This is a genomic window from Ruegeria sp. CDSC081 (genome assembly GCF_059610485.1).
This window is the reverse complement of sequence record NZ_JBXWNS010000010.1, coordinates 32,054-57,062: the sequence shown is the minus strand read 5'-3', so window position 1 is coordinate 57,062 and position 25,009 is coordinate 32,054. Positions and strand designations below refer to the sequence as shown.

The following is a 25,009-nucleotide window of genomic DNA, read 5'->3' as shown; positions in this document are numbered from 1 at the left end:
GTACTAGGAGGACCCTGTGACAGCCAGAAAATCAAAACCAAGAGGGTTGGGTCGCGGGCTTTCGGCGTTGATGGCAGATGTCACACAAGAGCCCCAGGGACGCGTGCCAACTGATTCACGGCGGCCGGACCTGACGGTTCCAATCGAAAAGCTTCACGCAAACCCAAATCAGCCGCGCCGCACCTTTGCCCGGGAACATCTGGATGAGCTTGCCGCCTCGGTCAAAGAGAAGGGGATCATTCAGCCGCTGATCGTCCGCGAGATTGCCGAAGGCGATTATGAAATCGTCGCGGGCGAGCGCCGCTGGCGCGCGGCGCAAATGGCGCAGTTGCATGATATCCCCGTTATCGTTCGCGATTTTGATGACACTGAGGTTCTGGAAGTCGCCATTATCGAAAACATCCAGCGCGCGGATTTGAATGCGGTGGAAGAGGCGGCCGGCTATAAGCAGCTGATGGACCGCTTTGGTCATACGCAAGAAAAGCTGGCTGAAGCATTGGGCAAAAGCCGCAGTCATATTGCCAATTTGCTGCGCCTGTTGTCCCTGCCAATGGATGTACAAACCCTTGTAATAGAAGGAAAATTATCGGCTGGCCATGCACGGACGCTGATCACGGCCGAGAATGCCTCGGACCTTGCAAAGCAAATTGTCAAAGACGGGCTGTCGGTGCGGGCAACGGAAGCGCTGGTGAAGAAGCAACAGCAGGGGGATGCGGCCCGACCGGCACCAAGGTCTCGGGATCTGAATGCGGGTAAAGATGCGGATACCCGGGCGCTGGAAAAGGATCTTTCCGCGATTCTGGCGATGAAAGTGGCGATCAATCACAAAGCGGGCTCGGAAACGGGGCAGGTGGTCCTGACCTATGAGAACCTGGATCAACTGGATGATCTTTGTTCCAAGCTCAGCCGCTAGGGCGGGTCCAGATAAATATCATCACGCCGCCAAGTACAATCGCCTGGATGATCAGGACATGAGACGGCGCAGACATCATGACCGATAATCCAAATACGGCGGCGACCGACAGGGTGGCCGCCTTTTTTGCGGCCGGACGAATCGCACCCGAACTCTGCCAATCGACGATCATTGGGCCAAACAGTCGGTGCGTTATCAGCCAGCTATGCAGCCGTGAAGACGAGCGGGCAAAGAAGAAGGCGGCGAGTAGCAGAAATGGAACCGTTGGTAGTAGGGGAAGTACCACCCCAACAGCGGCCAGCCCGACACATAACAATCCAAGCCCTGCCCACAGATATTGCATGGTCTACCCCAAAAGTTCGCGGATCACGGCGTTCAAGACGGCCCGCCCGTCGGTTGTAGCCATCAGTCTACCATCCAGCATTTGAACCATGCCGATATCCTGAAGATGGCCCAATGGGTCTTGTGGTAAGGGGTGGCCTGATATTCCCATATATCTATCTATATCTAGCCCGTCGGAAACTCTAAGACCCATCATAAGGTATTCACTTGCCTGATCTTCACGCGACAATGCGGCGCGTTCTTTCTCTCCGCTACCACAGGAAGCCGCATCCAACCACCGTTGCGGATTCAGATAGGTTTCAGTCGCGTATTTCTGGCCATTCTGGGTGATCCGCCCATGGGCGTCGGGGCCAATGCCGACATAGTCACCATAGCGCCAATAGATCAGATTGTGCTGTGATTCCGCGCCGGGGCGGGCGTGGTTCGATACCTCATAGGCGGGCAGACCATGAGCCTCGCAGATTTCTTGCGTGGCCAGATACATATCGGCGGCGCTATCATCCAAGGGCAGGCCGCGTAGCTTGCCCACGGCATAGCGATCACCAAAGGCGGTTCCGTCTTCTATGGTCAGTTGGTACAGCGACAGGTGATCGACCGCCATCGACAGGGCTTCGGTCAACTCTGCGCGCCAGGCATCAAGGGTTTGATGTTGCCGCGCATAGATCAGGTCAAAGCTGACCCGTTCAAAACAATGACGGGCTATGTCATAAGCAGCCCGCGCTTCGGCCACGCTGTGAATGCGGCCCAACCGGCGCAGATCGTCATCATTCAGCGCCTGTACCCCCATCGAGATACGGTTGACGCCTGCTTCTCGGTAGGCAGCGAACCGTCCCGCCTCGACCGAGCCGGGATTGGCTTCAAGTGTGATTTCCATGTCATTGGCGGGGTGCCAAAGGGCGCGGGCGGTATCAATCACTGCGGCGACGGTTTCGGGATCCATCAGAGACGGGGTGCCGCCGCCAAAGAAGATGGTGTTCAGGACACGGTTGGGGGTTTCGGAAGCGCTACGGCGCAGCTCGACCAGATATGCATCAAGCCATTGTTTTTGATCAATATTTTTGGAAACATGGCTGTTGAAATCGCAATAGGGGCATTTGGCCTCGCAAAAGGGCCAATGCACATACAGGCCAAAGCCCCCATTGCGCCAATCATCCGCCAAAACAGCCTTTCACGAACATCTCAACCGCGCGACCGCGATGGCTGATCTTGTTCTTTTCCCAGCGATCCATCTCGGCAAAGGTAATGTCATGACCCTCGGGCACAAACATTGGATCATAACCAAAGCCGTCCGCACCGCGAATGGGCCAGATCAAGTGACCGGGGGCGATGCCTTCGAACACCTCATCATGCCCGTCGGGCCAGGCCAAAACCAGCGTGCAACGAAATTGTGCGGTGCGGGGATGGGCAGCGTTCTTCGCCTCAAGCTCCCCATGTGCGCGTGTCATCGCCACCAGGAAATCGCGGCCATTGCCGGTTTCTGCCCAATCGGCGGTGTAGACGCCCGGCGCCCCGTCAAGCGCGTCGATGGTGATCCCGGAATCGTCCGACAGGGCAGGAAGGCCGGTGGCTTTGGCGGCGGCATGGGCCTTGATCCGGGCATTGCCGACGAATGTATCCTCGGTCTCTTCCGGTTCAGGCAGGTCCATGTCCGCGGCACCGATAACAGTGACGCCAAAGGGTTCAAGCAGATGTGCCATCTCCTCAAGCTTGCCTTTGTTATGCGTGGCCACCAGCAACCTGTCGCCGTCGAACTTGCGGGTCATGCGGTGGCGGCCTTTTGCGCAGCAGCCAGTTCACTAACGCCCTGTTCAGCCAGATCCATTAGTTGATCCATCTGAACGCGGCTAAAGACCGAGCCTTCGGCGCTCATTTGAACTTCGACCAATTTGCCGGACCCGGTCATGATAAAGTTGCCGTCCACGCCGGCTTCGCTGTCTTCGGGGTAATCCAGATCCAGCACCGGTTGACCGGCGTAGATACCGCAGGACACGGCTGCAACCGGGTCAACCAGCGGGTCCGAGATCACGTCACCCGTTTTCATCAGCTTGTTGACCGCAAGACGCAGCGCAACCCAACCGCCTGTGATCGAGGCACATCGGGTGCCACCATCGGCCTGGATCACATCGCAGTCGACGGTGATCTGGCGTTCACCCAAGGCAACCCGATCGACACCTGCACGCAGGGCACGGCCGATCAAACGCTGGATTTCCACGGTACGACCACCCTGCTTACCGCTGGCAGCCTCGCGCCGCATCCGTGTATTGGTCGCACGGGGCAGCATGCCGTATTCAGCGGTAACCCAGCCCAGGCCCGAACCCTTGATGAACGGTGGCACGCGATCTTCGATCGTGGCAGTGCACAATACATGGGTATCGCCCATCTTAATCAGGCAGGAACCTTCGGCATGTTTGGTAAATCCCGTTTCGATTGAAACGGCGCGCATTTCGTTTAGATCACGTCCTGAGGGTCGCATGGGAATTCCTTTGTTTGCTGGTTTGGGGATACCGCCCCGCAGCGTCAGGATGCAACCCTGATTGACCTTTCGCCTACCTGCTATTTAATGGCCATCCAGCAGAGGATTGCCGATGAGTGACGCAAGCAAAATTCTGAACGAGATGAATGACCGGTCGCGCGAGGTGTTTCGGCTGATCGTCGAAAGCTATTTGGATAGCGGTGAGCCTGTCGGCAGCCGTACCCTGACGCGCACTTTGTCGGAAAAAGTCAGTGCGGCGACGGTTCGCAATGTGATGCAGGATCTTGAGTTTCTAGGCCTGCTCGACAGCCCTCATGTCAGTGCGGGGCGGATTCCGACGCAACACGGGTTACGGATGTTCGTGGACGGATTGCTGGAGGTCGGTGATCTGGGCGCGGATGACCGGCAGAAGCTGGACGACACACTGGGCGCTAACTCGGGGGATGTCGGCGGGATGCTTGACCGTGTCGGTGCGGCCTTGTCACACGTGACACAAGGGGCCTCACTGGTTTTGACGCCGAAACACGAAGCGGAAATCAAACATATCGAATTTGTGTCGCTTGGGCATGACAGGGCCCTGGTGGTTTTGGTCTTTTCCGACGGTCAGGTGGAAAACCGGCTGTTCAAGCCGCCACCCGGGCAAACGCCCAGCTCGATGCGGGAAGCAGCGAATTTTCTGAACGCCCTGATCGAGGGCCGCACAATCAGCGAAGTCCGCCGTCAGATGCTGACCCAGATAGATGCGCGCAAGCAGGAAATTGACGTGTTGGCCCGAGAAATGGTCGACAGCGGCATGGCCGCATGGGACGGAGATGATGGCGACTCGGCCCGTTTGATCGTCCGAGGGCGGGCGAATCTGCTGGGTGAACGCGGCGAAGCAGATGAGTTGGAGCGCATTCGCACCCTGTTTGACGACCTCGAACGCAAGCGCGACATCGCCGAATTTCTGGAATTGACCGAAGAAGGCGAAGGTGTACGCATTTTTATCGGGTCTGAGAACAAACTTTTCTCACTTTCGGGTTCCTCTTTGGTGGTGTCTCCATATATGAACGCTGATCGTAAGATAATCGGTGCGGTTGGGGTCATCGGGCCCACACGTCTGAATTATGGACGGATCGTGCCGATCGTGGATTATACGGCGCAACTGGTCGGCAAACTGATATCCGACCGGAGCTAGAGGGTAAGAGATGGCAGAGCCCAAGAACGAAGATTTTCTGGACGATATCGCAACGGCCGAGGCCGAAGAACTGGCTGATGAATTTGCTGAGATCAGCGATGAAGCGCTGGAGCTGGATGAGCTGCGCGCCGAGCGCGACGACTACAAAGACAAATTCATGCGTGCATTGGCCGATGCGGAAAACGCGCGCAAGCGCGGCGACAAGGCTCGGCGCGATGCCGAACAGTATGGCGGCTCGAAACTGGCTCGTGACATGCTGCCGGTCTATGACAATATGAAACGCGCGCTTGAGGCCGCAACCGACGAGCAAAAAGAGGTCGCAGGCGCTTTGTTGGAAGGTGTTGAACTGACCATGCGCGCGCTGAAGGACGTGTTTCAGAAACACGGGATTCAGGTGATCACGCCAGAAGTTGGCGATCGGTTTGACCCCAATGTGCATGAGGCGATGTTCGAGGCCCCCGTGCCCGGAACACGCGCTGGTGACATCATACAGGTATCTGCAGAAGGCTTTATGCTGTACGACCGGCTCTTGCGCCCCGCGCAGGTGGGTGTGTCGTCCACGCCGGCAAGCTAAGCACCTAAGATATCAATCAATTATTGAGGCGGTCAGGATCTGGCCGCCTCTTTCAATTTATAGATCAGGTCCAATGCCTCGCGCGGGCTTAGCTCATCTGGCAAGATCTCACCCAACATATCCGCAACGGGTGAAGCTTTTGGGGGAGGCGGTGGCGGCGGGGCAGCTGAGAACAGCGGAAGATCGTCGATCAAAGCCTTTTGCTTGCCGCCTTCGCGTTCGGTTTTTTCCAGCTGGTCCAGCACAACGCGGGCACGTTCGACAACGGATGCCGGCAGGCCAGCCAGTTGCGCCACCTGGACACCATAAGACCGATCCGCGGCGCCTTTGTGAACCTCGTGCAAAAAGATCACCTCGCCCTCCCATTCCTTGACCGCAACGGTGGCGTTGTCGACACCTACCAGATTTCCGGCCAGCGCGGTCAGCTCGTGATAATGCGTTGCAAACAGCGCGCGACATTTATTGGCGGCGTGCAGATGTTCGAGCGTGGCCCAGGCGATGGAAAGCCCGTCATAGGTGGCCGTCCCGCGTCCGATTTCATCCAGGATGACCAGCGCATGATCGTCGGCCTGATTGAGGATGGCGGCGGTTTCGACCATTTCAACCATAAAGGTCGACCGACCCCTGGCCAGATCGTCAGATGCCCCGACACGGCTGAACAGCTGGCTGACCACACCGATATAGGCTTGTTCGGCTGGAACATAGCTGCCCATCTGTGCAAGCAGGGCGATCAGCGCATTCTGCCGCAGGAAGGTTGATTTACCCGCCATGTTGGGGCCGGTCAGCAACCAGATTGCAGCACCATCTTCGGCGCTGAGATCACAATCATTGGCGATAAACGCGTCACCGCTTTGTTGGCGCAGCGCATGTTCAACAACCGGATGCCGCCCGCCCTGAATATCAAAGGCACGAGAGGCATCGACCTGCGGGCGACACCAGCTCTCGCCCCGTGCCAGATCGGCCAGCGCAGTGGTTAGGTCCAGTTCTGCCAGCCCGCGCGCGGCTTGGTTCAGTTGCGCAGCACGGGTAAGAATCTCATCAGAAAGCCTTTGATAGAGCCGCTTTTCGATCTCCAAAGCATGATTTCCGGCGTTCAGGATACGGGTTTCGATCTCGGACAGTTCTACTGTCGTGAACCGCACCTGATTGGCCGTGGTTTGCCGGTGGATATAGGTTTCGGAGTACGGCGGGTTCAACATCTTCTCGGCATGGGTGGCCGTGGTTTCGATGAAATAGCCCAGCACGTTGTTATGTTTGATCTTCAGCGAGGTGATGCCGGTGTGCTCGGAATATTTCTGTTGAAATCCGGCGATGACCGAGCGGCCTTCGTCGCGCAGGGTGCGCGCCTCATCCAGTTCCGCGTCATAGCCGGGGGCAATGAAGCCGCCGTCGCGCGCCATCAGAGGCGGCTCGGCCACAAGCGCCTCATCCAGCAGGGTCAGCAGATCATCAAAGCCCGTCAGGTTTTGCACCGCAGTGGCCAGCAGGATCGGCAGATCCCCCGTCCCGCACAGTTCGGCTATGGTTGCAGCCTGCGCCAACCCGTTTCGGATCGCGGCCAGATCGCGGGGGCCGCCGCGTTCCAGCGACAGGCGCGACAAGGCGCGGTCCAGATCGGGGGTTTTGCGCAGGGCATCGCGAAGATCTTGGGCGATCAGGCTGTCCTCAGCCGCGAAACTCACCGCATCCAGCCGCCCGTGGATCACATCCAGATTGCGCGAGGGGCTGGACAGGCGCTGTTCCAACAACCGCGCGCCGCCCGGCGTGACTGTACGGTCAACCACCGACAAAAGCGATCCGGCGCGCCCGCCAGACAGCGACCGGGTCAGCTCCAGATTGCGGCGCGTTGCGGCGTCGATCTGCACCACGCGGTCCTCGGATTCTTTCAGCGGCGTTTGCAGCAGGGGCAATTTGCCTTTTTGCGTGATCTCCAAATAGTCAATCAATGCGCCCATAGCGGACACTTCGGCCCGGCCAAAATTTCCAAACGCGTCCAGCGCGCCCACGTGAAACAGAGCGCAGATGCGCTTTTCAGCCGCCGTGCTGTCGAAACTGGCACGGCCGATGGGCGTCAGTGAGATGCCCAGATCGCGGGCAGGTTCGTGCAGGACCTGTTCGGCCCCGTCCGCCACGATCAGCTCCGACGGAGCCAGCCGGGCCAGTTCAGGGCTTAGGCGCACAGAGGTCAAAGGCATCACGTGAAACGCCCCGGTTGAGATATCGGCCCAGGCAAGCGCCGCTTCATCCCTCACCTCGGCATAACAGGCCAGAAAGTTGTGGCGGCGCGCCTCTAGCAGCGCGTCCTCGGTCAGTGTTCCGGGTGTCACCAGCCGGACAACACCGCGCTTTACCACTGATTTAGAGCCTCTCTTCTTGGCCTCAGCCGGGCTTTCCATCTGTTCGCAAACGGCCACGCGAAAGCCTTTTCGGATCAGCGTCAGCAGGTATCCTTCGGCGGCATGGACCGGCACACCGCACATCGAGATGTCGGCGTCGTTGTGCTTGCCGCGTTTGGTCAGGGCGATGTCCAGCGCCTCGGCGGCGTTGACGGCATCCTCGAAAAACATCTCGTAGAAATCGCCCATCCGGTAAAACAGAAGGGCGTCGGCATGGGCCTCTTTGATTTCGAGATATTGCGCCATCATCGGCGTGACTGTGGACAAGGCTGATCCCTTTTGACGGCGTTCGGTCGCGACCTTACAAATCCGCCATCTGGTGCGAAAGGCAAAAGTATTCTCGTTGAGGCGCGCGCGTGCCTGCGCTATGAGGCAGAAGCCCCGTAGTTGCAGAGAAACGACGTATCAAATGCCCAAAGCGAAGATCACCAACGAAGAGGCGCTGGCCTTTCACCTGGACCCAACTCCTGGCAAGTGGGAGGTACAAGCCACCGTTCCCATGACCACGCAGCGCGACCTGTCGCTGGCCTACAGCCCCGGCGTGGCTGTTCCATGTGAAGCAATCGCGGAAAATCCAGAAACGGCCTATGACTATACCAACAAGGGAAATCTGGTCGCCGTGATCTCGAACGGGACGGCGGTTTTGGGTCTTGGTAATCTGGGCGCGCTGGGCTCAAAACCGGTGATGGAGGGCAAGTCAGTCCTGTTCAAGCGTTTCGCTGACGTAAACTCGATCGATATCGAGTTGGACACCGAAGACCCGGATGAGTTCTGCCGCGCCGTGCGTCTGATGGGCCCGACCTTTGGCGGCATCAATCTGGAAGACATCAAGGCGCCCGAGTGTTTCATCATCGAACAGCGCCTGAAGGAAGAAATGGATATCCCCGTCTTCCACGATGATCAGCATGGCACGGCGGTGATCTGTGCAGCGGGCCTGCTGAATGCGCTGCGTATCTCGGGCAAGAAGATTGAAGATGTGAAGATTGTTCTGAACGGTGCTGGGGCTGCTGGGATAGCGTGTATCGAACTGCTCAAGTCCATGGGCGCGCGGCATGAAAACTGCATCGTGTGTGACACCAAAGGCGTGATCTATCAGGGCCGGACCGAGGGCATGAACCAGTGGAAATCGGCCCATGCGATCACCACGGATCTGCGTACGCTGGAAGACGCCATGAAAGGCGCAGACGTCTTTCTGGGCGTGTCGGTCAAAGGGGCTGTGACGCAAGATATGGTAGCCAGCATGGCCGATAACCCGGTGATTTTTGCGATGGCAAACCCCGACCCCGAGATCACACCGGAAGAGGCGCATGAGGTGCGCGTAGATGCCATCGTCGCCACAGGGCGCAGCGATTATCCGAACCAGGTCAACAACGTGTTGGGCTTTCCCTACCTGTTCCGCGGTGCGCTGGATATCCACGCCCGCGCCATCAATGACGAGATGAAAATTGCCTGTGCCCACGCCCTGGCCAACCTCGCGCGCGAAGATGTCCCGGATGAGGTCGCGATGGCCTATGGTAAGTCGCTGACCTTTGGGCGCGATTATATTATCCCGACACCTTTCGATCCGCGCCTGATTCACCGCATTCCGCCCGCCGTTGCGCGGGCTGGGATGGATACCGGCGCGGCGCGGCGCCCGATTATCGACATGGACGCGTATGAGCTGAGCCTGAAATCCCGCATGGATCCGACCGCCAGCATTCTGCGCGGCCTGAACGCGCGGGCCCGTCAGGCGCAAAGCCGAATGATCTTTGCCGAGGGCGACGATCCGCGTGTGCTGCGGGCTGCGGTGATGTATCAACGCTCGGGCTTTGGTAAGGCGCTGGTCGTAGGCCGCCCGGATGACGTCAAGCAAAAGCTGGAAGAGGCCGGGCTGGGCGATGCTGTGCGTGAGCTGGAGATCGTGAATGCCGCCAACACTGCGCATCTCGATACCTATTCTGATTTTTTGTACGATCGCCTACAGCGTAAAGGCTTTGATCGAAAGGATATTCATCGACTTGCCGCGCGCGACCGGCATGTGTTTTCATCGCTGATGCTGGCGCATGGGCATGGCGACGGTTTGGTCTCGGGCGCGACGCGTAAATCGGCGCATGTGCTGGATCGGATCAACCATGTGTTCGACGCAGATGCGGCCCGTGGCGCGGCGGGTGTGACGGCGCTGTTGCACAAGGGGCGGATCGTGCTGATCGGCGACACTCTAGTCCATGAATGGCCGGACGAAAACGATCTGGCCAATATCGCCGAGCGCTCAGCAGCCGTTGCCCGCCATATGGGGCTGGAGCCGCGCGTTGCCTTTGTCAGCTTTTCGACGTTTGGCTACCCGGTGTCGGAGCGGGCCGAAAAGATGCACCGCGCTCCTGCCGTTCTGGATCAGCGTGGCGTAGATTTCGAATACGAAGGTGAAATGACGGTGGACGTGGCGCTGAATGTCGACCAGCAGGCAAACTATCCGTTCCAGCGCCTGACCGGACCGGCGAATATCCTGATTGTCCCAGCACGGCATTCGGCCTCGATCTCGACCAAGCTGATGCAGGAAATGGGTGGGGCCACGGTGATCGGCCCGATCTTGTCGGGCATCGACAAGCCGATTCAGATCTGTTCGACCATATCGACGGCCAATGACATTCTGAACATGGCCATTCTGGCCTCCTGCGATATTGGTTAAGCCATGACAATCTGGAATCTAGGCTCGATCAACGCAGACATGATTTATGATGTGCCACACCTGCCGGGCGCGGGTGAGACGCTTTCGGCCAACCGTTTGGATCGGTTTCTGGGCGGTAAGGGCGCTAATATGTCCGTCGCCGGCGCGCGGGCCGGCGCGCGGGTGGCGCATATTGGGGCCATTGGGCCCGACGGGCGCTGGGCGCGTGACAGGCTGACCGAATATGGCGTCGATACCCGGTGGATTGCCGAGGTTTCAGATCCTACCGGGCACGCCATTATCGCCGTAGACGCCGAGGGTGAAAACAACATCATCCTGTTTCAAGGCGCGAATCATGCAATTACGTCAGATCAACTGGGCCAGGCGCTGTCATCGGCGGATCAGGGTGATCTGATTGTGACGCAAAACGAAACCAACTTGCAGGTTGAAGCCGCAAAAATGGGCCGCGAAATGGGGCTGACTGTCTGTTACGCGGCGGCCCCTTTTCAAGCCGATGCAGTGCGGGCGGTTCTTCCGTATCTGGATTTCCTGATCCTAAATGAAGTCGAGGCCGAGCAGCTGCGGCAGGCAACCGGACAGGGCCTGTCCGAGTTGGGGATAGAGCATGTCATTGTGACCCTCGGATCAAAGGGCGCGCGATATCATCATAAGGGGACGACCTCGGATTTTTTGGCTCACAAGGTTCAGGCGGTGGACACAACTGGTGCGGGCGATACGTTCACAGGTTACGTTCTGGCAGGAATGGATCGTGGCATGCCGATGGAGCAGGCAATATTGCAGGCAAACCGGGCTGCCGCGTTGATGGTGACACGGCACGGTACGGCGGATGTCATTCCTGATCTGAAAGAAGTGCGCGAAGCGCGCTTTGATTAAGACCCGGCAAAGGGCGCGTCACTGCCCCACAGCTGTTTAACGCGGGCGTCGCGACCGCAGGCTTTGCGATAGGCCTTATAGGCGTTGCGTTGGCGTTTGGGACCGAACCGCGTAAAGACCAGTTTTTCGCCCTTATAGTAATCCTGATGATAGGCTTCGGCCGGGTAAAACCGGTCCTGTTGCAGGATCGGGGTGACAATCGTTTGACGCAGGACGTTCTGCGCTTTGGATTTTGCAGCCTCGGCCAACGCCTTTTCGCCTGTATTAGAGACGAAAATCGCTGTGCGGTAACTCTCTCCACGGTCGCAGAACTGTCCGCCCGCATCCGTAGGGTCGACCGAGCGGAAAAACAGGTTCAGCAGGGTTTCACGGGAAACACGGGCCGGGTCAAAGGTGATCTGAACAGCCTCATAATGGCCGGTGCCGCCTTTGGACACCTCGCCATAGGTTGGATCGGCGGTTGCGCCACCGGTATAGCCCGAGACCGCCTGAATCACGCCCGGCACGGATTCGAAATCGGATTCAACGCACCAGAAACATCCCCCGGCCACAGTCAGCGTTTCGGTCCCGGCAGCGGGAGCAGGGGCGGCGCGCAGCATTGCGACGATGAGGATCAACGCGAACAAAAGCCATGGCTTGACTGCATCAAGATATGTGGTTCGGATCATGGTGGGTCTCCTTCCATGATCAGACTGCCTTGGGAAAACCTCAGGCGCAACGCGCTGACATCTGTTCTCACGCGCTGGTGAGACGAGTTTATCGCCTTAGCCCAGCAACTGCCCCAGCTTCATCGCCACACCCATATTGCCCGAGATCTTGAGCTTGCCCATGGCAATACCGGTCATCGGGTTCAGCTTGCCGGTCAACAGCTTGGTCAGGTTCTCTTGTGAGATACGGATGGTGCAATCAGTGTCCTGATCCTGCGTCGTCGCCTGATTGTCGGCCAGAACAATCACACCGGCATCACCGCAATCGAATTTCAACGACCCATCAAAGTTTTTGCCATTCAGACCGTTCTGAATACCTTCTGCGATATCCTGCAACATGCCCCATCCTTTCAGTGTTGTGACTTGGGTAAAGACATATCCTACGGTGGAGCAAGAGTGACCTGACGGGAGGTGGCAAAAATGGACGCATAAAAAACCCGGCATCCTGAGGGGCTGCCGGGTCTTCAGGTCAAAATCTCAGCTGTCTTACTTCGACAGGCGTTTGTCGCGTGCTGCCAGAAGTTTCAAGCGCAGGGCGTTCAGTTGGATGAATCCCGCAGCGTCTTTCTGATCGTAGGCACCAGCATCCTCTTCGAAGGTCACGTGCGCCTCGGAATACAGCGAGTGTTCCGACCAGCGGCCAACGGTCGATGCCAGACCTTTGTACAGCTTCACGCGCACGGTGCCGGTGACATGATCCTGAGATTTGTCGATCGCGGCCTGCAGCATCTCGCGCTCGGGCGAGTACCAGAAGCCGTTATAGATCAGCTCTGCATATTGAGGCATCAGCTGGTCCTTCAAATGCATCGCGCCCCGATCCATGGTGATGGATTCGATGCCACGGTGTGCTTCCAACAGGATTGTGCCGCCGGGTGTTTCATAGATACCGCGCGATTTCATTCCAACGAAGCGGCCTTCAACCAGATCCAGACGTCCGATACCGTGCTTGCCGCCATATTCGTTCAGCTTGGTCAGGATGGTGGCCGGGCTCATCGCCTCGCCATTGATGCTGACCGCGTCACCTTTTTCGAACCCGATCTCGATGAATTCTGGTTTATTCGGCGCGTCCTCGGGGTGGACCGTGCGCTGATAGACGTAATCGGGCGCCATATCGGCGGGGTCTTCCAGAACCTTGCCCTCGGATGAGGTGTGCAGCAGGTTGGCATCAACCGAGAACGGCGCCTCGCCCCGCTTGTCCTTGGCGATCGGAATCTGGTTCGCCTCGGCAAATTCCAGCAGCTTGGTCCGGCTGGACAAGTCCCACTCGCGCCAGGGGGCTATGACCTTGATATCGGGATTCAGCGCGTATGCCGCCAGTTCGAACCGTACCTGATCGTTGCCCTTGCCGGTCGCGCCATGCGATACGGCATCCGCTCCGGTCGCCTCGGCAATCTCGACCAGACGTTTCGAGATCAACGGGCGCGCAATCGAGGTGCCCAGCAGGTACAGGCCCTCATACTGCGCATTCGCGCGGAACATCGGAAAGACGAAATCGCGGACGAATTCCTCGCGGATGTCCTCAATATAGATGTTTTCGGGCTTGATCCCCAGCAGCTCGGCCTTCTTGCGGGCGGGCTCCAACTCCTCGCCCTGACCCAGGTCGGCGGTGAAGGTTACGACCTCACAACCATACTCGGTCTGCAGCCATTTCAGGATGATCGAGGTATCAAGGCCACCGGAATAGGCCAGAACAACTTTCTTGGGCGCGGACATCTGACTTCCCTTTATGCGTAGAACGACTGGCCCCTAGCGGGTTTTGAACGCGGGGGCAAGTTATCTGCGTTGACGCAGGTCGGGATTTGGGGTGAAACAGAAGGAAAGAAAACAAGGATTGGTTGAAGGGATAGATTTCAGATGCTGGGTTGGAAGATTTTTGCACATTCGGTGCGGATGGTTATTGGAAATTTCCGGCAGGCGCTGCAGATTGCACTGTTACCTGTCGCCCTCAGTTACGCTGCGGTTTTTCTGTTTACTTACAGTTTTGGAATGTCACTTGATTTCTTTTTGAGCGGAGAGTGGGTAGGTCGAATTATGTCTGAGCCGGGCGGCTTTTCCCTCGCAGTGATTGGTCTCTGGCTCGTTCAACTGCTCTTAATGCTGTGGGTAATTGTGTCATGGCATCGGTTTGTCCTCTTAGAGGAATACCCAAATGGGTGGATTCCGCCTTTGCACCTTGATCGGGTCCTTTCATATATCGGACACGGGCTTTTGCTGCTTGTTTTGGGGGTGGTGCTTTTCTTACTATTGGCAATTGTTGTCGGTATTTTGAGCACGGATTCTGAAGTTCTTACTTTGATAGCTTTTGCCGTAGGAGGTTTCGCGGTTTCAATTTGTTTTTACCGGGTTGTTACAATTCTGCCTGCAGCAGCGATTGGTAGGCCAATCAAGCTTTCAGATGCGTGGTCCGCCACCAAAAACGCAAATGGTCAGCTCGTCTTATTAATGGTGATTACAATGGTGGCTCAATTGGTCTTCAATCTGGGCTCCTTGCCGCTTCTCGCTGTCCCTGTGATCGGCTATTTGGTTTCCTATACCGTTAACTTGGTGCTCTATTTGATCAATGTCAGCATCCTGACCACGATGTACGGCGTGTTTGTTGAAAAGCGCCAGCTGACCTGAGCCCGTACACATATGTATTCCTTGCTCTTTCAGCGATGATGGGGCAGGGAAACCGGCATGAGTGATTTCATGACCCGCGCCCGCGCTGCCGAACAGGCGATGCGCTCTGTGTTTCCGGTGACGCCTCTGCAGCGCAATGCCCATCTGTCTGATCGTTTCGGGGCCGATATATGGCTGAAACGTGAGGACCTCAGCCCGGTGCGGTCCTACAAGATCCGCGGTGCGTTCAACGCCATGCGCAAACAGCAGGGGCAGAACCTGTTTGTCTGCGCCAGCGCGGGAAATCATGCGCAGGGCGTGGCCTTTATGTGCAAGCACATGGATGTGAAGGGTGTGATCTTCATGCCCGTGACGACGCCGCAGCAGAAAATCCAGAAAACTCGTATCTTCGGCGGCGACAATATCGAGATTCATCTGACCGGCGACTATTTCGATGACACGTTGGCCGCCGCGCAGGCGTGGTGCACCGAACAGGGCGGCCATTTTCTGTCGCCCTTTGACGATGTTGATGTGATCGAGGGGCAAGCCTCGCTTGCGGTTGAGATCGAAGCGCAGTTGGGTGGGTTGCCGGACCACATCCTTTTGCCAGTAGGCGGTGGCGGCATGTCTGCGGGCGTGGCTACGTGGTTTGGCGATCGGACCCATTGCCTGTTTGTGGAACCCAAAGGCGGTGCCTGTCTGCACGCGGCAATGGCAGCAGGACATCCGGTGGCATTGGATCAGGTGGACAATTTCGTTGACGGTGCTGCCGTTGGTCGGATCGGTGAAAAACCGTTCGAATTGCTGAAATCCCGTCATCTGTCGGATGCTCTGGTCCTGTCCGAAGACCGAATCTGCACAACCATGATCGAGATGCTGAATGTCGAGGGCATCGTTCTGGAACCCGCCGGGGCCCTCGCGATTGAGGCGCTGAGCGATATTCAGAGTTTTATCCGAGGGAAAACCGTTGTCTGCGTAACCTCTGGCGGCAACTTCGATTTCGAACGTCTGCCCGAGGTCAAGGAACGCGCGCAGCGCTATCTGGGGGTGAAGAAATACTTCATCCTGCGCCTGCCACAGCGCCCTGGCGCATTGAAAGAGTTCCTGAACATACTTGGCCCCGAGGATGACATTGCGCGGTTTGAATACATGAAGAAATCGGCACGTAACTTCGGCTCGGTTCTGATTGGTATCGAAACCCGCAAGCCCGAAAACTTTGCCCGTCTGTTCGCGCATCTGGATGAAGCCGGGTTCACTTTTACGGATATCACCGAGGACGAGACCCTCGCCCAGTTTGTGATCTGAGCAAATGACCAGACTGCAATGTTGTCTGTCGCGGCGATGGATCAGCTGCGTTTGAAACAGACAATATACAGGGCCGGGTTGTCACCCATCGCTAGTGTACCTGTTTGCTGCCTGTACGGCGCCGCTCAGAGCTCGTTCAATCCTGCCTGAAACTCCGTTGCTGAGGTCCGGAATGTGCCGACTATTTCGGCGATATCGACGGTTGCGGCCTGACCCTGTGCCGAATGGCGCTCACCATCCTGGCAGAGCCTGGCCAATGTCCTGAATCCCAGACTAAGCGCGCTGCCCTTCAAGGAGTGTAGATTCTGTTCGAAGTCAGACCGATCATCATCGCCCTGCAAATGCTCCAGGCCTTGTTGCACCTCATCGAGAAAGATTTCCACTACCTCGTCAAACTCGTCGGCGCCGACCTCGTCCCGCAGCTGTCTGACCCTGGACCAGTCGATCATGGCCATCCTTTCCCTAAAGATAACGACCCGACTATCACTACAGGCCGTTGGTAAATCCGTGGTTAAGATGGATGCATTTACGACCTTCACAGGATGTTAAACAGCCGTGCGCTAGGGTCGTCCCGTTCCGCATTATGTGGCAGAGCTGAGGGTCAGGTGGCAGAGGTCAGTCAGGCAGAAACAAAGGCAGAGCTGGATTTTGGTGCGATTCGCAAGGTGCTGGTCGTTGATGACAGTCGTCTGCAACGTCGCATCCTTGTGGCCTCGCTGAAGAAATGGGGCTTTGAGGTGCTCGAGGCCGATAGCGGAGTGGCCGCCATCGAAATTTGTGCTGCCATGTCCCCCGATCTGGTCTTGAGCGACTGGGTCATGCCGGGGATGAGCGGGCTGGAATTCTGTCAGGCATTTCGGGCGCTGGAGAATGACGAATACAGCTATTTCATCCTTCTGACTTCAAAAAGCGAAAAGCAGGAGGTTGCGCGCGGACTGGATGCCGGGGCGGATGATTTTCTGATCAAACCTCTTGAGGCCGATGAATTGCGGGCGCGCATATCTGCGGGCGCACGGATATTGGATATGCAGCGTGAGCTGTCTGATAAGAACCGTATGATCGAGACCGCGCTCGAAGAACTGAAAGTGGTCCATGATGCGATCGACAAGGACCTGATTCAGGCGCGTAAGATACAGGAATCTCTGGTCCCCGAACTCACGCGTGATTTCGGTAGGTCGCGTATCAGCATGTTGCTGAAACCTTGTGGGCATATCGGTGGCGATCTGGTGGGAATGTTTTCACCGGGGGTCAACCGTGTGGGGTTTTACAGCATCGATGTGTCCGGCCACGGCATCACCTCGGCGATGATGACAGCACGGCTGGGCGGGTATCTGTCCAGCAAACATTTCGATCAGAACGTGGCGATGGAAAAGCGGTTTGATAAATTTTACGCATTGCTACCACCTGATCAGGTGGCAGAGATGCTCAATTCCCGCCTTATGGCCGATGCAGGCGTCGAAGAGTATTTTACTATGGTCTATGCTATTATTGACCTGCGAAACGGACATCTCAAGATGGTGCAGGCAGGGCATCCGCATCCGCTGTTGTTGCGAGAGGATGGTGGGACCGAGTATCTGGGGCAAGGTGGCCTGCCCATCGGACTGTTGCCGGATGTCACGTTTCAGCGAACCGATACCTACATGAAGCCCGGTGACAAGCTGTTGCTATATTCAGACGGGTTCACGGAATGCCGGATGGCGGATGGATCCCTGCTGGAAGAAGAGGGGCTGTGCAGAATGGTGACGGATTGTGCCACCGATCTCAGCGGGCCCGAATTTCTGGACGATATGTTCTGGCGGCTGACACAGGCCATGGATCCGGACCAGGGTATGGATGATGACGTATCTGCGGTTTTCTTTGAATACAGCGGGCCTTAAAGCCCCATCAGGTGTCCCGAAGCGAAATGTCGGTCGCCGCTGTTGCCCAGCATCTGCGCAGCATCCGCACTGTCCAGCCAAAGGGCTTCGTGGAATGGCTCTGAAGGTGGACCTATGCGGCGCACAGGGCGGGCTCGATATATCAAACAGACCTTTTCGGCCCACAGGTCATATTCGGGCATGTATGTGAAACGGCGAAAGGCGCCGACCCGCCGCGGGCTGGCAATCAACCAGCCGGTTTCTTCAAAGACTTCGCGATGCAGGGCCGTGATGGGCGATTCGCCCGGGTCAATACCGCCACCCGGCAACTGTAGATCAGGGCCGGGTTCGGTCTGGCAGGTCAGCAACAGATGTCGTCCTCGAGGCAACAATGCGTATACACCCACACGTCGTGTGTATTTGCGCCCCGCTTGTGGGGTTTCACCGAACCGTCTGATCATGTATGGCCCCTTACAACCCGAAATCTTCGACCTATATGCTGGCGGTATGCCAATCTGTGGCGTTTAAGGAAACCCCATGTCTCTTGGAACAAAAATCGCGTGGGACGACACCGTCCTGCCCTTTCAACTTGATATACCGGATATGCGCGGACGTGTGGCGCGGCTGGACGGAGTGTTGGATGGCATTCTGAAACAGCACGACTATCCTGAAAAGGTCGAGGCTTTGGTGGCCGAGATGGCCTTGCTGACTGCTCTGATCGGCCAGACCGTCTCGCTGCGCTGGAAGCTGTCGCTTCAGGTTCAGTCCAAAGGCGCCGTTCGGATGATCGCAACCGACTACTACGCTCCGCAGGCCGAGGGCGAACCGGCCCGCATCCGCGCCTATGCCAGTTTTGACCCGGACCGCCTGACCGATTCCACACCGTTTGATCAGGTGGGTGAAGGCTATTTCGCCATCATGATTGACCAGGGCGAGGGCACGCAACCTTACCAGGGGATCACACCGCTGGCTGGCGGCTCTCTCAGCGCATGCGCAGAGGCGTATTTCGCACAGTCCGAACAGTTGCCGACGCGGTTTTCACTGAGCTTCGGAAAATCAACTGAACCTGGCGTCGGTGAGCACTGGCGCGCAGGCGGCATCATGCTGCAGCACATGCCCAAAGCGTCACCATTTGTAGCCAATGCAGAGGGTGACGGTCAGATTCTGTCGGCGGATGATCTGGTTGACGGTGAAGAAGGTGAAAATTGGGGGCGCGTCAACATCCTTCTGGATACTGTTGATGACCTTGAACTGATCGGCCCTTCGATTGCGCCAACCGACCTGTTGATCCGGCTGTTTCACGAAGAACAGCCACGTGTTTATGATGCGCAATCGGTTCAGTTCGGCTGCACCTGCTCGGAAGAGCGCGTGCGCCAAAGCCTGTCGATCTATTCGGCGCGCGACATCGAAAAGATGACAACCCCCGAGGGCCAGGTCACTGCCGATTGTCAGTTCTGTGGTGCCCATTACGTATTGGACCCCGTCACCGTTGGCTTCGATGCCGGTGAGGCCTGATCCAACAGAACAGCTGCGGGCGGCCCTGAGCCGCCCCGGCAACGGGTCCAGTGATTTCGATCTGAACCCTGATGCGGTTTTGCCAGCGGGGCGCAAGCTACGTCCAGCCGGGGTTCTGGTTCCGATTCTTGTAACGGATGAGTCCCCGCGCCTGCTTTTGACCAAGCGCTCATCGGCGCTGAAACACCATCCCGGCCAGATCGCCTTTCCTGGCGGAAAACAGGATGAGACCGATCCGGATGTAACCGCAACCGCCCTGCGGGAAGCACAGGAAGAGATTGGCCTTTCCTCGGATTTGCCTGAAATTCTCGGGCATTTGCCTACCCATGAAACCGTGACGTCTTTTGTCGTAACCCCGGTTGTCGCGATCCTACGAGACGGGTTCGACCCAATTCCTGAGCCGGGTGAAGTTGACGAAGTTTTTTCAGTCCCACTTGCGCATGTTCTAAACCCTGCGAATTATATCGTTGAGTCGCGTCGCTGGCGGGGCCAGCGGCGGTATTATTTCACCGTGCCCTATGGCCCTTATTACATCTGGGGGGCTACGGCCCGGATGTTGCGGGGCTTGGCTGCGCGGGTGAGTGAATGATGAAGCTATCAGAAAGCTGGGTTACAAACCCGGCAACCCAGACAGTCTGCGCCGTTTTGATCGATGCCGGTTTTCAGGCGCTTTTCGTCGGCGGTTGCGTCCGCAACGCGCTTTTGGGGGCGCCGGTCTCGGATCTGGATATTGCCACGGACGCTCCGCCCCAGCAGGTGCTGGATTTGATGCGGGCGGCGGGGTTGAAGGCCATTCCAACTGGGATCGAGCATGGCACGATAACCGTTGTCAGCCAAAGCATCCCGCATGAGATCACGACCTTCCGGCGAGATGTCGAAACCGATGGCCGCCGGGCTGTAGTGGCGTTCTCGAACAATGTTGATGAAGATGCCAGCCGGCGCGATTTCACCATGAATGCGCTGTACGCCCGCCCGGATGGGACGCTTTTGGACCCGCTGAACGGACTGCCCGATCTAAAGGCCCGAAAGGTCCGGTTCATAGGCAACGCCCAGCACCGCATCCGCGAAGACTATCTGCGCTCTTTGCGCTATTTTCGGTTTCACGCCTGGTATGGGGATATCGAAGCCGGGTTTGATCCCGAAGCGCTGTCGGCCATTGCAACCAATCTGGACGGATTGGCAAGCCTGTCGCGCGAACGGGTTGGGGCCGAGTTTATGAATTTGCTGACCTCGCCTGACCCTGCGCCTTCGGTCGCTGCCATGCGCAGCACGGGCGTTCTGGCACAGATATTGCCGGGGGTTGAGGATCGATCACTTGCCCCGCTGATCGCCTTGGAACAGCAGGCTGGGGCAAAGCCCGAGCCGGTCCGGCGGCTTTCCTCCATCGCCACGCCCGAGATTGCCCAGACCCTGCGTCTGAGCAAGGCCCAGATGCAACGCCTGACACGGATGCGGGATGAGGCCGCGGGAACCGCGGGCACTGCCGAGCTTGGGTTCCGTTATGGCGAAGAGGACGGCCTGCACGAAGTTCTGCTGCGTTGTGCTTTGTTGGAACAGCCCTGGTCCGAGGATAAGCGGCAAGCGCTCCGGGACGGGGCGGCAGCGGATTTTCCCGTGCGGGCCGCTGACCTGATCCCTGACTTTACCGGCCCGGCGCTGGGCAAGAAACTGGCCGAGCTTGAGGCGCGCTGGATCGCCTCGGGTTTCACCCTGACGCGCTCCGAGTTGCTGGTCGAGTAAATTGAAGTCTCAAAAGGGGATGACAAGCCGGATCGTTTGTGTTTTCTTGCGCCTGTAACATGAATGGAGGGATGCGAATGTATTACGGGATCTGGTTCGGCTAAAGCCATAACACTTGACCCGTAGGGGTGGTGTTCTGGCGCCATCTTTTTTCGCATGACTTGTTATCTGCTCAATCGGAGCACTCTCTATGTTTCGCTATTTCGAAAATCTCGTCGACCCTTTTGTCGACTACGAAGAAACCGACACGCCGCCGACACGGCTGTGGCCCTTTATGTTGAACTATTCCCGCCCTTTTATGCGGGTGTTCTTTTGGGCCGGATTGATTTCGGTCGTGGTGGCCGCGGTTGAGGTCGGTCTGATCTATTATATGGGTCGCGTTGTTGACTTGCTGTCCGCCCCGCCGGACGAAGTTTGGCAGACCCATAGTACGGAACTGATCCTGGTGGCGCTTTTTGTGCTGCTGCTGCGACCCATGCTGCATGTCGTTGACGTGCTGTTGCTGAACAACACGATCCTGCCGAATTTTGGCACTTTGATCCGTTGGCGCGCGCACAAGCACGTGTTGCGGCAATCGGTGGGCTGGTTCGAGAATGATTTTGCAGGCCGCATTGCCAACCGGATCATGCAGACGCCGCCCGCTGCGGGTGAGGCCGTGTTTCAGGTGTTTGATGCGATTTCCTTCTCGCTGGCATACCTGATCGGCGCAGCCATTTTGTTGATGACGGCTGATGCCCGGCTGCTGTTGCCGTTGTTGATCTGGCTCGTGCTGTATGGGTTTCTGGTGCATTGGACGGTGCAGCGGGTGGGACCGGCTTCGAAGGCTGCCTCAGACGCGCGCTCGGCCGTAACGGGCCGGGTTGTGGACAGCTATACCAATATCCATTCCGTAAAGATGTTTGCCCATGGGGCACAGGAACTGGATTATGCGCGCGAAGCGATCGAGGAAACCCGCCGTACCTTTCAGGCTGAGATGCGGATTTTCACCATCATGGATGCGGTTCTGGTTGCATTGAACGGGCTGCTGATCGTTGGTGTGGTTGGCTGGGCGATTGCTCTGTGGATGCAGGGCAGTGCTACGGTCGGTGTGGTCGCGGCGGCCACAGCCCTGACCCTGCGCCTGAACGCGATGACCGGCTGGATCATGTGGGCGCTGACCAGTTTTTTCCGCCAGCTTGGTGTCGTTGCCGAAGGTATGGAGACAATCGCTCAGCCGATCGACCTGTTGGATGCGCCGCAGGCCAAACCCCTGCATCTGTCCAACGGCAAGATCGAGATTCGTGATCTGTCGCATCATTACGGTCGCAAGACCGGCGGGCTGGACCATATCAACCTGACCATCGAGCCTGGCGAAAAGATCGGTCTGATCGGACGGTCGGGAGCTGGGAAATCGACCCTAGTTAAGCTCCTACTTCGGTTCTACGATGTGGAGCAGGGGGCCATTTTGATCGACGATCAGGACATTGCCCGGGTCACTCAGGACAGCTTGCGCATCCATATCGGTATGGTGCAACAGGACAGCGCGTTGCTGCACCGCTCGGTGCGCGACAATATCCTCTATGGCCGCCCCGAGGCTTCCGAAGAGCAGATGATTGCCGCCGCCAAACAGGCCGAGGCGCATGAGTTCATCCTTGACCTGCAGGACCCGAAGGGGCGTACGGGCTATGATGCGCATGTCGGCGAGCGGGGCGTGAAGTTGTCAGGTGGTCAGCGGCAGCGGGTGACGCTGGCGCGGGTGATCCTGAAGGACGCGCCGATCCTGTTGCTGGATGAGGCGACCTCCGCGCTGGATTCCGAGGTTGAAGCGTCCATTCAGGAAACGCTCTATGGCATGATGCAGGGCAAATCCGTGATCGCGATTGCCCACCGCCTCAGCACCATTGCCCAAATGGATCGCATCCTGGTGATGGATGGCGGCCGGATCGTCGAGCAGGGCACCCATTCCGAATTGCTGTCACAGGGCGGGCTTTACGCCCAGTTCTGGGCACGGCAATCTGGGGGCTTCCTGAACACGGAGGCAGCTGAGTGAAACTTGCCGATCTCATAGATCCGTTCAAACCCACCGAAACGCCCCCGCCGCAAAGGCTGGGGGCGTTCATTCGCTGGTGCCTGTCCGGAGCTTGGCCGATGATCCTTGTCGCCTCCGTGTTTTCGGCCTCTGCCGGGGCGATGGAGGCCGGAACCGCCTGGATGCTGGGTCTGGTGATCGACATGGCAAACGAAAGCGGGCCGGATGGGGTTCTGACGGCGGGCAATCTTTGGATAATTGGAGGGGTCGCCGCATTTTTCATGCTGCTGCGACCGGCGCTGTTTGGTCTTTCGGCCTTTTCCAACAACTATATTGTCATGCCCAATATCCCGCCCCTGGTTCTGGCCAAGCTGAACCGGTGGACTTTGGGTCAGTCTGTGACCTATTTCGACGACGATTTTGCCGGGCGGATCGCTCAGAAACAGATGCAAACTTCGAACGCGATGGCCTCGGTCGTGTCCGAGACGATAAGCGCAATGGTTTTTGCGCTGGCGTCTCTGGCAGGGACTTTGCTTTTGTTAGGGTCTATTCATCTTCTGGTCATGCTGCCCTTCGCCGCCTGGTTGGCGGTGTATTTCCTGCTGATCCGCTGGTATTTGCCACGCATCCGGGCACGCTCAGCGGCGCGGGCCGGGGCGCGGGCGATGGTGTCGGGGCAGGTGGTCGACACGATCACCAATATCAAAACCGTCAAGCTGTTCGCCCATTCCGAGTTCGAGGATCAGGCAGCCCGAAACTCGATGGTCGATCTGCGCGAAAAGATGCTGGCCTTTGGCAAGCTCTCCGCCAGTTTTAGGTTCATACTGATGGTTCTGGCCGGGGTGTTGCCTGTGCTGTTGCTGGGGGTGACCTTGCTGCTGTGGCGGTCCGGGATGGCCAGCGCTGGTGATATCGTTGCGGCGGGCGCGATGTCCGTGCGAATTTCGCAGATGACCGGCTGGGTCAGTTTCACGCTGATGGGGCTCTATGCCAATGTTGGTGAGATCGAGAATGGCATGAAGACGCTCGCCAAGCGTGATCGGGTCGAGGATGCGGCAGGGGCGGTCAGGCTGAGCGTGCCAGAAGGTCAGATCGAGTTTGACCATGTCAGCTTTGCCTATGGCGGTGACATCGGTGGCGTGACCGACGTGCACATGACCGTACATCCTGGCGAAAAGCTGGGTATCGTCGGGGCATCGGGTGCGGGGAAATCTACGCTCGTTTCGCTTCTACTCAGGCTCTATGAAGGGGAAAACGGCGCAATTCGGATTGATGGGCGGGATGTGTCACAGGTGACGCAGGACAGTCTGCGCAGTCAAATCGGAATGGTCACGCAGGAAACTGCGATGTTCAACCGCTCGGCGCGCGAGAATATCCTATATGGCCGTCCTGATGCCTTAGAAGACGATATGATCGCCGCGGCGCAAAAGGCCGAGGCGCATGAATTTATCCTTGGCCTGCGGGATGCCCATGGTCGCAAGGGCTATGATGCTCATCTGGGCGAGCGCGGCGTCAAACTGAGCGGCGGTCAGCGGCAGCGGATTGCGCTTGCACGCGCCATCCTGAAAAACGCGCCGATTCTGGTGCTGGATGAGGCGACCTCGGCCTTGGATTCCGAGGTCGAAGCCTCGATCCAGACCGCGTTGCATCGGGTGATGCAGGGCAAGACGGTATTGGCGATTGCACATCGGCTGTCGACGCTAAGCGAGATGGACCGGATCGTCGTTCTGGATCAAGGGCAGATCGTTGAAATGGGAAGCCATGACGACTTGCTGGAGCAGGGCGGGCTTTATGCCCGGTTCTGGGATCGCCAATCGGGCGGGTTTATTCAGGCCGCCGCCGCCGAATAAGGGTTTTGTTGTGGGTA

23 protein-coding genes are annotated in these 25,009 nt (G+C 57.8%); 13 read left to right on the top strand and 10 right to left on the bottom strand.

The features are described 5' to 3' along the window. The first annotated feature begins 16 nt into the window (after nucleotides 1-16). Nucleotides 17-913 carry a ParB/RepB/Spo0J family partition protein gene (locus AC2FH9_RS17100; RefSeq protein ID WP_496872336.1) on the top strand — a complete coding sequence of 299 codons (897 nt, stop codon included), beginning with the start codon at nucleotides 17-19 and terminating at the stop codon, nucleotides 911-913. Here AC2FH9_RS17100 and AC2FH9_RS17095 read toward each other — a convergent pair. The 4 genes from AC2FH9_RS17095 to rph are packed head-to-tail and all read right to left on the bottom strand — an operon-like array spanning nucleotide 903 to nucleotide 3,728. Further along, nucleotides 903-1,256 carry a YbaN family protein gene (locus AC2FH9_RS17095; RefSeq protein ID WP_496698695.1) on the bottom strand — a complete coding sequence of 118 codons (354 nt, stop codon included), beginning with the start codon at nucleotides 1,254-1,256 and terminating at the stop codon, nucleotides 903-905. The two genes, AC2FH9_RS17100 and AC2FH9_RS17095, sit on opposite strands and share 11 nt — an antisense overlap. A 3-nt stretch (nucleotides 1,257-1,259) precedes the next feature. Beyond that, nucleotides 1,260-2,414 (bottom strand): radical SAM family heme chaperone HemW, encoded by a 1,155-nt coding sequence (gene hemW, locus AC2FH9_RS17090; RefSeq protein ID WP_496872334.1) that lies wholly within the window; start codon nucleotides 2,412-2,414, stop codon nucleotides 1,260-1,262. Continuing rightward, complete coding sequence (rdgB, locus tag AC2FH9_RS17085) at nucleotides 2,404-3,018, bottom strand: RdgB/HAM1 family non-canonical purine NTP pyrophosphatase (protein ID WP_496698698.1); 615 nt, start codon at nucleotides 3,016-3,018, stop codon at nucleotides 2,404-2,406. Before rdgB ends, hemW begins: the two co-directional genes overlap by 11 nt. After that, entirely contained in the window at nucleotides 3,015-3,728 is a 714-nt protein-coding gene (gene rph / locus AC2FH9_RS17080) for a ribonuclease PH (protein ID WP_496698700.1), read from the bottom strand. The genes rdgB and rph overlap by 4 nt, the downstream gene beginning before the upstream one ends. A gap of 112 nt (nucleotides 3,729-3,840) precedes the next feature. On the opposite strand from rph, the gene hrcA reads away from it, so the two are divergent. Beyond that, nucleotides 3,841-4,905 carry a heat-inducible transcriptional repressor HrcA gene (gene hrcA / locus AC2FH9_RS17075; protein ID WP_281995819.1) on the top strand — a complete coding sequence of 355 codons (1,065 nt, stop codon included), beginning with the start codon at nucleotides 3,841-3,843 and terminating at the stop codon, nucleotides 4,903-4,905. Nucleotides 4,906-4,915: 10 nt separating this feature from the next. Then, the gene (locus AC2FH9_RS17070) at nucleotides 4,916-5,479 is read left to right on the top strand and encodes a nucleotide exchange factor GrpE (protein ID WP_496872333.1); all 564 of its coding nucleotides are present in this window, start codon (nucleotides 4,916-4,918) and stop codon (nucleotides 5,477-5,479) included. A 32-nt stretch (nucleotides 5,480-5,511) separates the two neighbouring features. On the opposite strand, the gene mutS is transcribed toward AC2FH9_RS17070, so the two are convergent. Beyond that, nucleotides 5,512-8,124 carry a DNA mismatch repair protein MutS gene (gene mutS / locus AC2FH9_RS17065; protein WP_496872429.1) on the bottom strand — a complete coding sequence of 871 codons (2,613 nt, stop codon included), beginning with the start codon at nucleotides 8,122-8,124 and terminating at the stop codon, nucleotides 5,512-5,514. A gap of 160 nt (nucleotides 8,125-8,284) precedes the next feature. On the opposite strand from mutS, the gene AC2FH9_RS17060 reads away from it, so the two are divergent. Then, nucleotides 8,285-10,540: an NADP-dependent malic enzyme gene (locus AC2FH9_RS17060; protein WP_496698705.1), complete on the top strand. Its 2,256-nt coding sequence runs from the start codon at nucleotides 8,285-8,287 to the stop codon at nucleotides 10,538-10,540. A gap of 3 nt (nucleotides 10,541-10,543) precedes the next feature. Next, nucleotides 10,544-11,413, top strand: coding sequence for a ribokinase (locus tag AC2FH9_RS17055; RefSeq protein ID WP_496690211.1), 870 nt, complete (start codon nucleotides 10,544-10,546; stop codon nucleotides 11,411-11,413). Here AC2FH9_RS17055 and msrA read toward each other — a convergent pair. From msrA to AC2FH9_RS17040, 3 genes are all read right to left on the bottom strand, one after another. Then, nucleotides 11,410-12,081, bottom strand: coding sequence for a peptide-methionine (S)-S-oxide reductase MsrA (msrA, locus tag AC2FH9_RS17050; RefSeq protein WP_496698707.1), 672 nt, complete (start codon nucleotides 12,079-12,081; stop codon nucleotides 11,410-11,412). The two genes, AC2FH9_RS17055 and msrA, sit on opposite strands and share 4 nt — an antisense overlap. Before the next feature lie 96 nt (nucleotides 12,082-12,177). After that, nucleotides 12,178-12,459: an SCP2 sterol-binding domain-containing protein gene (locus AC2FH9_RS17045; RefSeq protein ID WP_496703247.1), complete on the bottom strand. Its 282-nt coding sequence runs from the start codon at nucleotides 12,457-12,459 to the stop codon at nucleotides 12,178-12,180. Nucleotides 12,460-12,606: 147 nt separating this feature from the next. Beyond that, nucleotides 12,607-13,833 (bottom strand): argininosuccinate synthase, encoded by a 1,227-nt coding sequence (locus AC2FH9_RS17040; protein WP_142637390.1) that lies wholly within the window; start codon nucleotides 13,831-13,833, stop codon nucleotides 12,607-12,609. 141 nt (nucleotides 13,834-13,974) lie between these two features. Here AC2FH9_RS17040 and AC2FH9_RS17035 point away from each other — a divergent pair, with 141 nt between their 5' ends. Together AC2FH9_RS17035 and ilvA are read left to right on the top strand one after the other, a co-directional pair. Next, nucleotides 13,975-14,739 carry a hypothetical protein gene (locus AC2FH9_RS17035; RefSeq protein WP_496872331.1) on the top strand — a complete coding sequence of 255 codons (765 nt, stop codon included), beginning with the start codon at nucleotides 13,975-13,977 and terminating at the stop codon, nucleotides 14,737-14,739. Between the two features lie 57 nt (nucleotides 14,740-14,796). Beyond that, nucleotides 14,797-16,023, top strand: a complete 1,227-nt coding sequence (gene ilvA / locus AC2FH9_RS17030) for a threonine ammonia-lyase IlvA (protein WP_142637386.1) — start codon at nucleotides 14,797-14,799, stop codon at nucleotides 16,021-16,023. A gap of 125 nt (nucleotides 16,024-16,148) precedes the next feature. On the opposite strand, the gene AC2FH9_RS17025 is transcribed toward ilvA, so the two are convergent. Further along, a complete protein-coding gene (locus tag AC2FH9_RS17025; protein ID WP_496698713.1) occupies nucleotides 16,149-16,478 on the bottom strand; it encodes an Hpt domain-containing protein in 330 nt (109 codons plus the stop codon). 150 nt (nucleotides 16,479-16,628) lie between these two features. On the opposite strand from AC2FH9_RS17025, the gene AC2FH9_RS17020 reads away from it, so the two are divergent. Next, a complete protein-coding gene (locus AC2FH9_RS17020; protein WP_496872330.1) occupies nucleotides 16,629-17,900 on the top strand; it encodes a PP2C family protein-serine/threonine phosphatase in 1,272 nt (423 codons plus the stop codon). Here AC2FH9_RS17020 and AC2FH9_RS17015 read toward each other — a convergent pair. After that, on the bottom strand, nucleotides 17,897-18,340 hold the full coding sequence (locus AC2FH9_RS17015; RefSeq protein ID WP_271950593.1) for an NUDIX hydrolase: 444 nt from the start codon (nucleotides 18,338-18,340) through the stop codon (nucleotides 17,897-17,899). The two genes, AC2FH9_RS17020 and AC2FH9_RS17015, sit on opposite strands and share 4 nt — an antisense overlap. A 76-nt stretch (nucleotides 18,341-18,416) precedes the next feature. On the opposite strand from AC2FH9_RS17015, the gene hslO reads away from it, so the two are divergent. The 5 genes from hslO to AC2FH9_RS16990 all read left to right on the top strand — a co-directional run bounded on the left by hslO (nucleotide 18,417) and on the right by AC2FH9_RS16990 (nucleotide 24,992). Further along, a complete protein-coding gene (gene hslO / locus AC2FH9_RS17010) occupies nucleotides 18,417-19,394 on the top strand; it encodes an Hsp33 family molecular chaperone HslO (protein ID WP_271950591.1) in 978 nt (325 codons plus the stop codon). Continuing rightward, a complete protein-coding gene (locus AC2FH9_RS17005) occupies nucleotides 19,378-19,983 on the top strand; it encodes a CoA pyrophosphatase (RefSeq protein WP_496707354.1) in 606 nt (201 codons plus the stop codon). The genes hslO and AC2FH9_RS17005 overlap by 17 nt, the downstream gene beginning before the upstream one ends. Then, the gene (locus AC2FH9_RS17000; protein ID WP_496872427.1) at nucleotides 19,983-21,134 is read left to right on the top strand and encodes a CCA tRNA nucleotidyltransferase; all 1,152 of its coding nucleotides are present in this window, start codon (nucleotides 19,983-19,985) and stop codon (nucleotides 21,132-21,134) included. The genes AC2FH9_RS17005 and AC2FH9_RS17000 overlap by 1 nt, the downstream gene beginning before the upstream one ends. A 190-nt stretch (nucleotides 21,135-21,324) precedes the next feature. Then, nucleotides 21,325-23,163 (top strand): ABC transporter ATP-binding protein, encoded by a 1,839-nt coding sequence (locus AC2FH9_RS16995; protein WP_496709514.1) that lies wholly within the window; start codon nucleotides 21,325-21,327, stop codon nucleotides 23,161-23,163. Beyond that, a complete protein-coding gene (locus AC2FH9_RS16990; RefSeq protein ID WP_496698719.1) occupies nucleotides 23,160-24,992 on the top strand; it encodes an ABC transporter ATP-binding protein in 1,833 nt (610 codons plus the stop codon). Before AC2FH9_RS16995 ends, AC2FH9_RS16990 begins: the two co-directional genes overlap by 4 nt. Nucleotides 24,993-25,009 lie beyond the last annotated feature (17 nt).

Excerpts from the sequence above, each read along its gene's own strand:
- AC2FH9_RS17095 (WP_496698695.1), bottom strand. The coding sequence starts at position 1,256 with ATGCAATATCTGTGGGCAGGGCTTGGATTGTTATGTGTCGGGCTGGCC.
- rdgB (WP_496698698.1), bottom strand. The coding sequence starts at position 3,018 with ATGACCCGCAAGTTCGACGGCGACAGGTTGCTGGTGGCCACGCATAAC.
- rph (WP_496698700.1), bottom strand. The coding sequence starts at position 3,728 with ATGCGACCCTCAGGACGTGATCTAAACGAAATGCGCGCCGTTTCAATC.
- hrcA (WP_281995819.1), top strand. The coding sequence starts at position 3,841 with ATGAGTGACGCAAGCAAAATTCTGAACGAGATGAATGACCGGTCGCGC.
- AC2FH9_RS17070 (WP_496872333.1), top strand. The coding sequence starts at position 4,916 with ATGGCAGAGCCCAAGAACGAAGATTTTCTGGACGATATCGCAACGGCC.
- mutS (WP_496872429.1), bottom strand. The coding sequence starts at position 8,124 with ATGATGGCGCAATATCTCGAAATCAAAGAGGCCCATGCCGACGCCCTT.
- AC2FH9_RS17060 (WP_496698705.1), top strand. The coding sequence starts at position 8,285 with ATGCCCAAAGCGAAGATCACCAACGAAGAGGCGCTGGCCTTTCACCTG.
- AC2FH9_RS17055 (WP_496690211.1), top strand. The coding sequence starts at position 10,544 with ATGACAATCTGGAATCTAGGCTCGATCAACGCAGACATGATTTATGAT.
- msrA (WP_496698707.1), bottom strand. The coding sequence starts at position 12,081 with ATGATCCGAACCACATATCTTGATGCAGTCAAGCCATGGCTTTTGTTC.
- AC2FH9_RS17045 (WP_496703247.1), bottom strand. The coding sequence starts at position 12,459 with ATGTTGCAGGATATCGCAGAAGGTATTCAGAACGGTCTGAATGGCAAA.
- AC2FH9_RS17040 (WP_142637390.1), bottom strand. The coding sequence starts at position 13,833 with ATGTCCGCGCCCAAGAAAGTTGTTCTGGCCTATTCCGGTGGCCTTGAT.
- AC2FH9_RS17035 (WP_496872331.1), top strand. The coding sequence starts at position 13,975 with ATGCTGGGTTGGAAGATTTTTGCACATTCGGTGCGGATGGTTATTGGA.
- ilvA (WP_142637386.1), top strand. The coding sequence starts at position 14,797 with ATGAGTGATTTCATGACCCGCGCCCGCGCTGCCGAACAGGCGATGCGC.
- AC2FH9_RS17025 (WP_496698713.1), bottom strand. The coding sequence starts at position 16,478 with ATGGCCATGATCGACTGGTCCAGGGTCAGACAGCTGCGGGACGAGGTC.
- AC2FH9_RS17015 (WP_271950593.1), bottom strand. The coding sequence starts at position 18,340 with ATGATCAGACGGTTCGGTGAAACCCCACAAGCGGGGCGCAAATACACA.
- hslO (WP_271950591.1), top strand. The coding sequence starts at position 18,417 with ATGTCTCTTGGAACAAAAATCGCGTGGGACGACACCGTCCTGCCCTTT.
- AC2FH9_RS17005 (WP_496707354.1), top strand. The coding sequence starts at position 19,378 with ATGCCGGTGAGGCCTGATCCAACAGAACAGCTGCGGGCGGCCCTGAGC.
- AC2FH9_RS17000 (WP_496872427.1), top strand. The coding sequence starts at position 19,983 with ATGAAGCTATCAGAAAGCTGGGTTACAAACCCGGCAACCCAGACAGTC.
- AC2FH9_RS16995 (WP_496709514.1), top strand. The coding sequence starts at position 21,325 with ATGTTTCGCTATTTCGAAAATCTCGTCGACCCTTTTGTCGACTACGAA.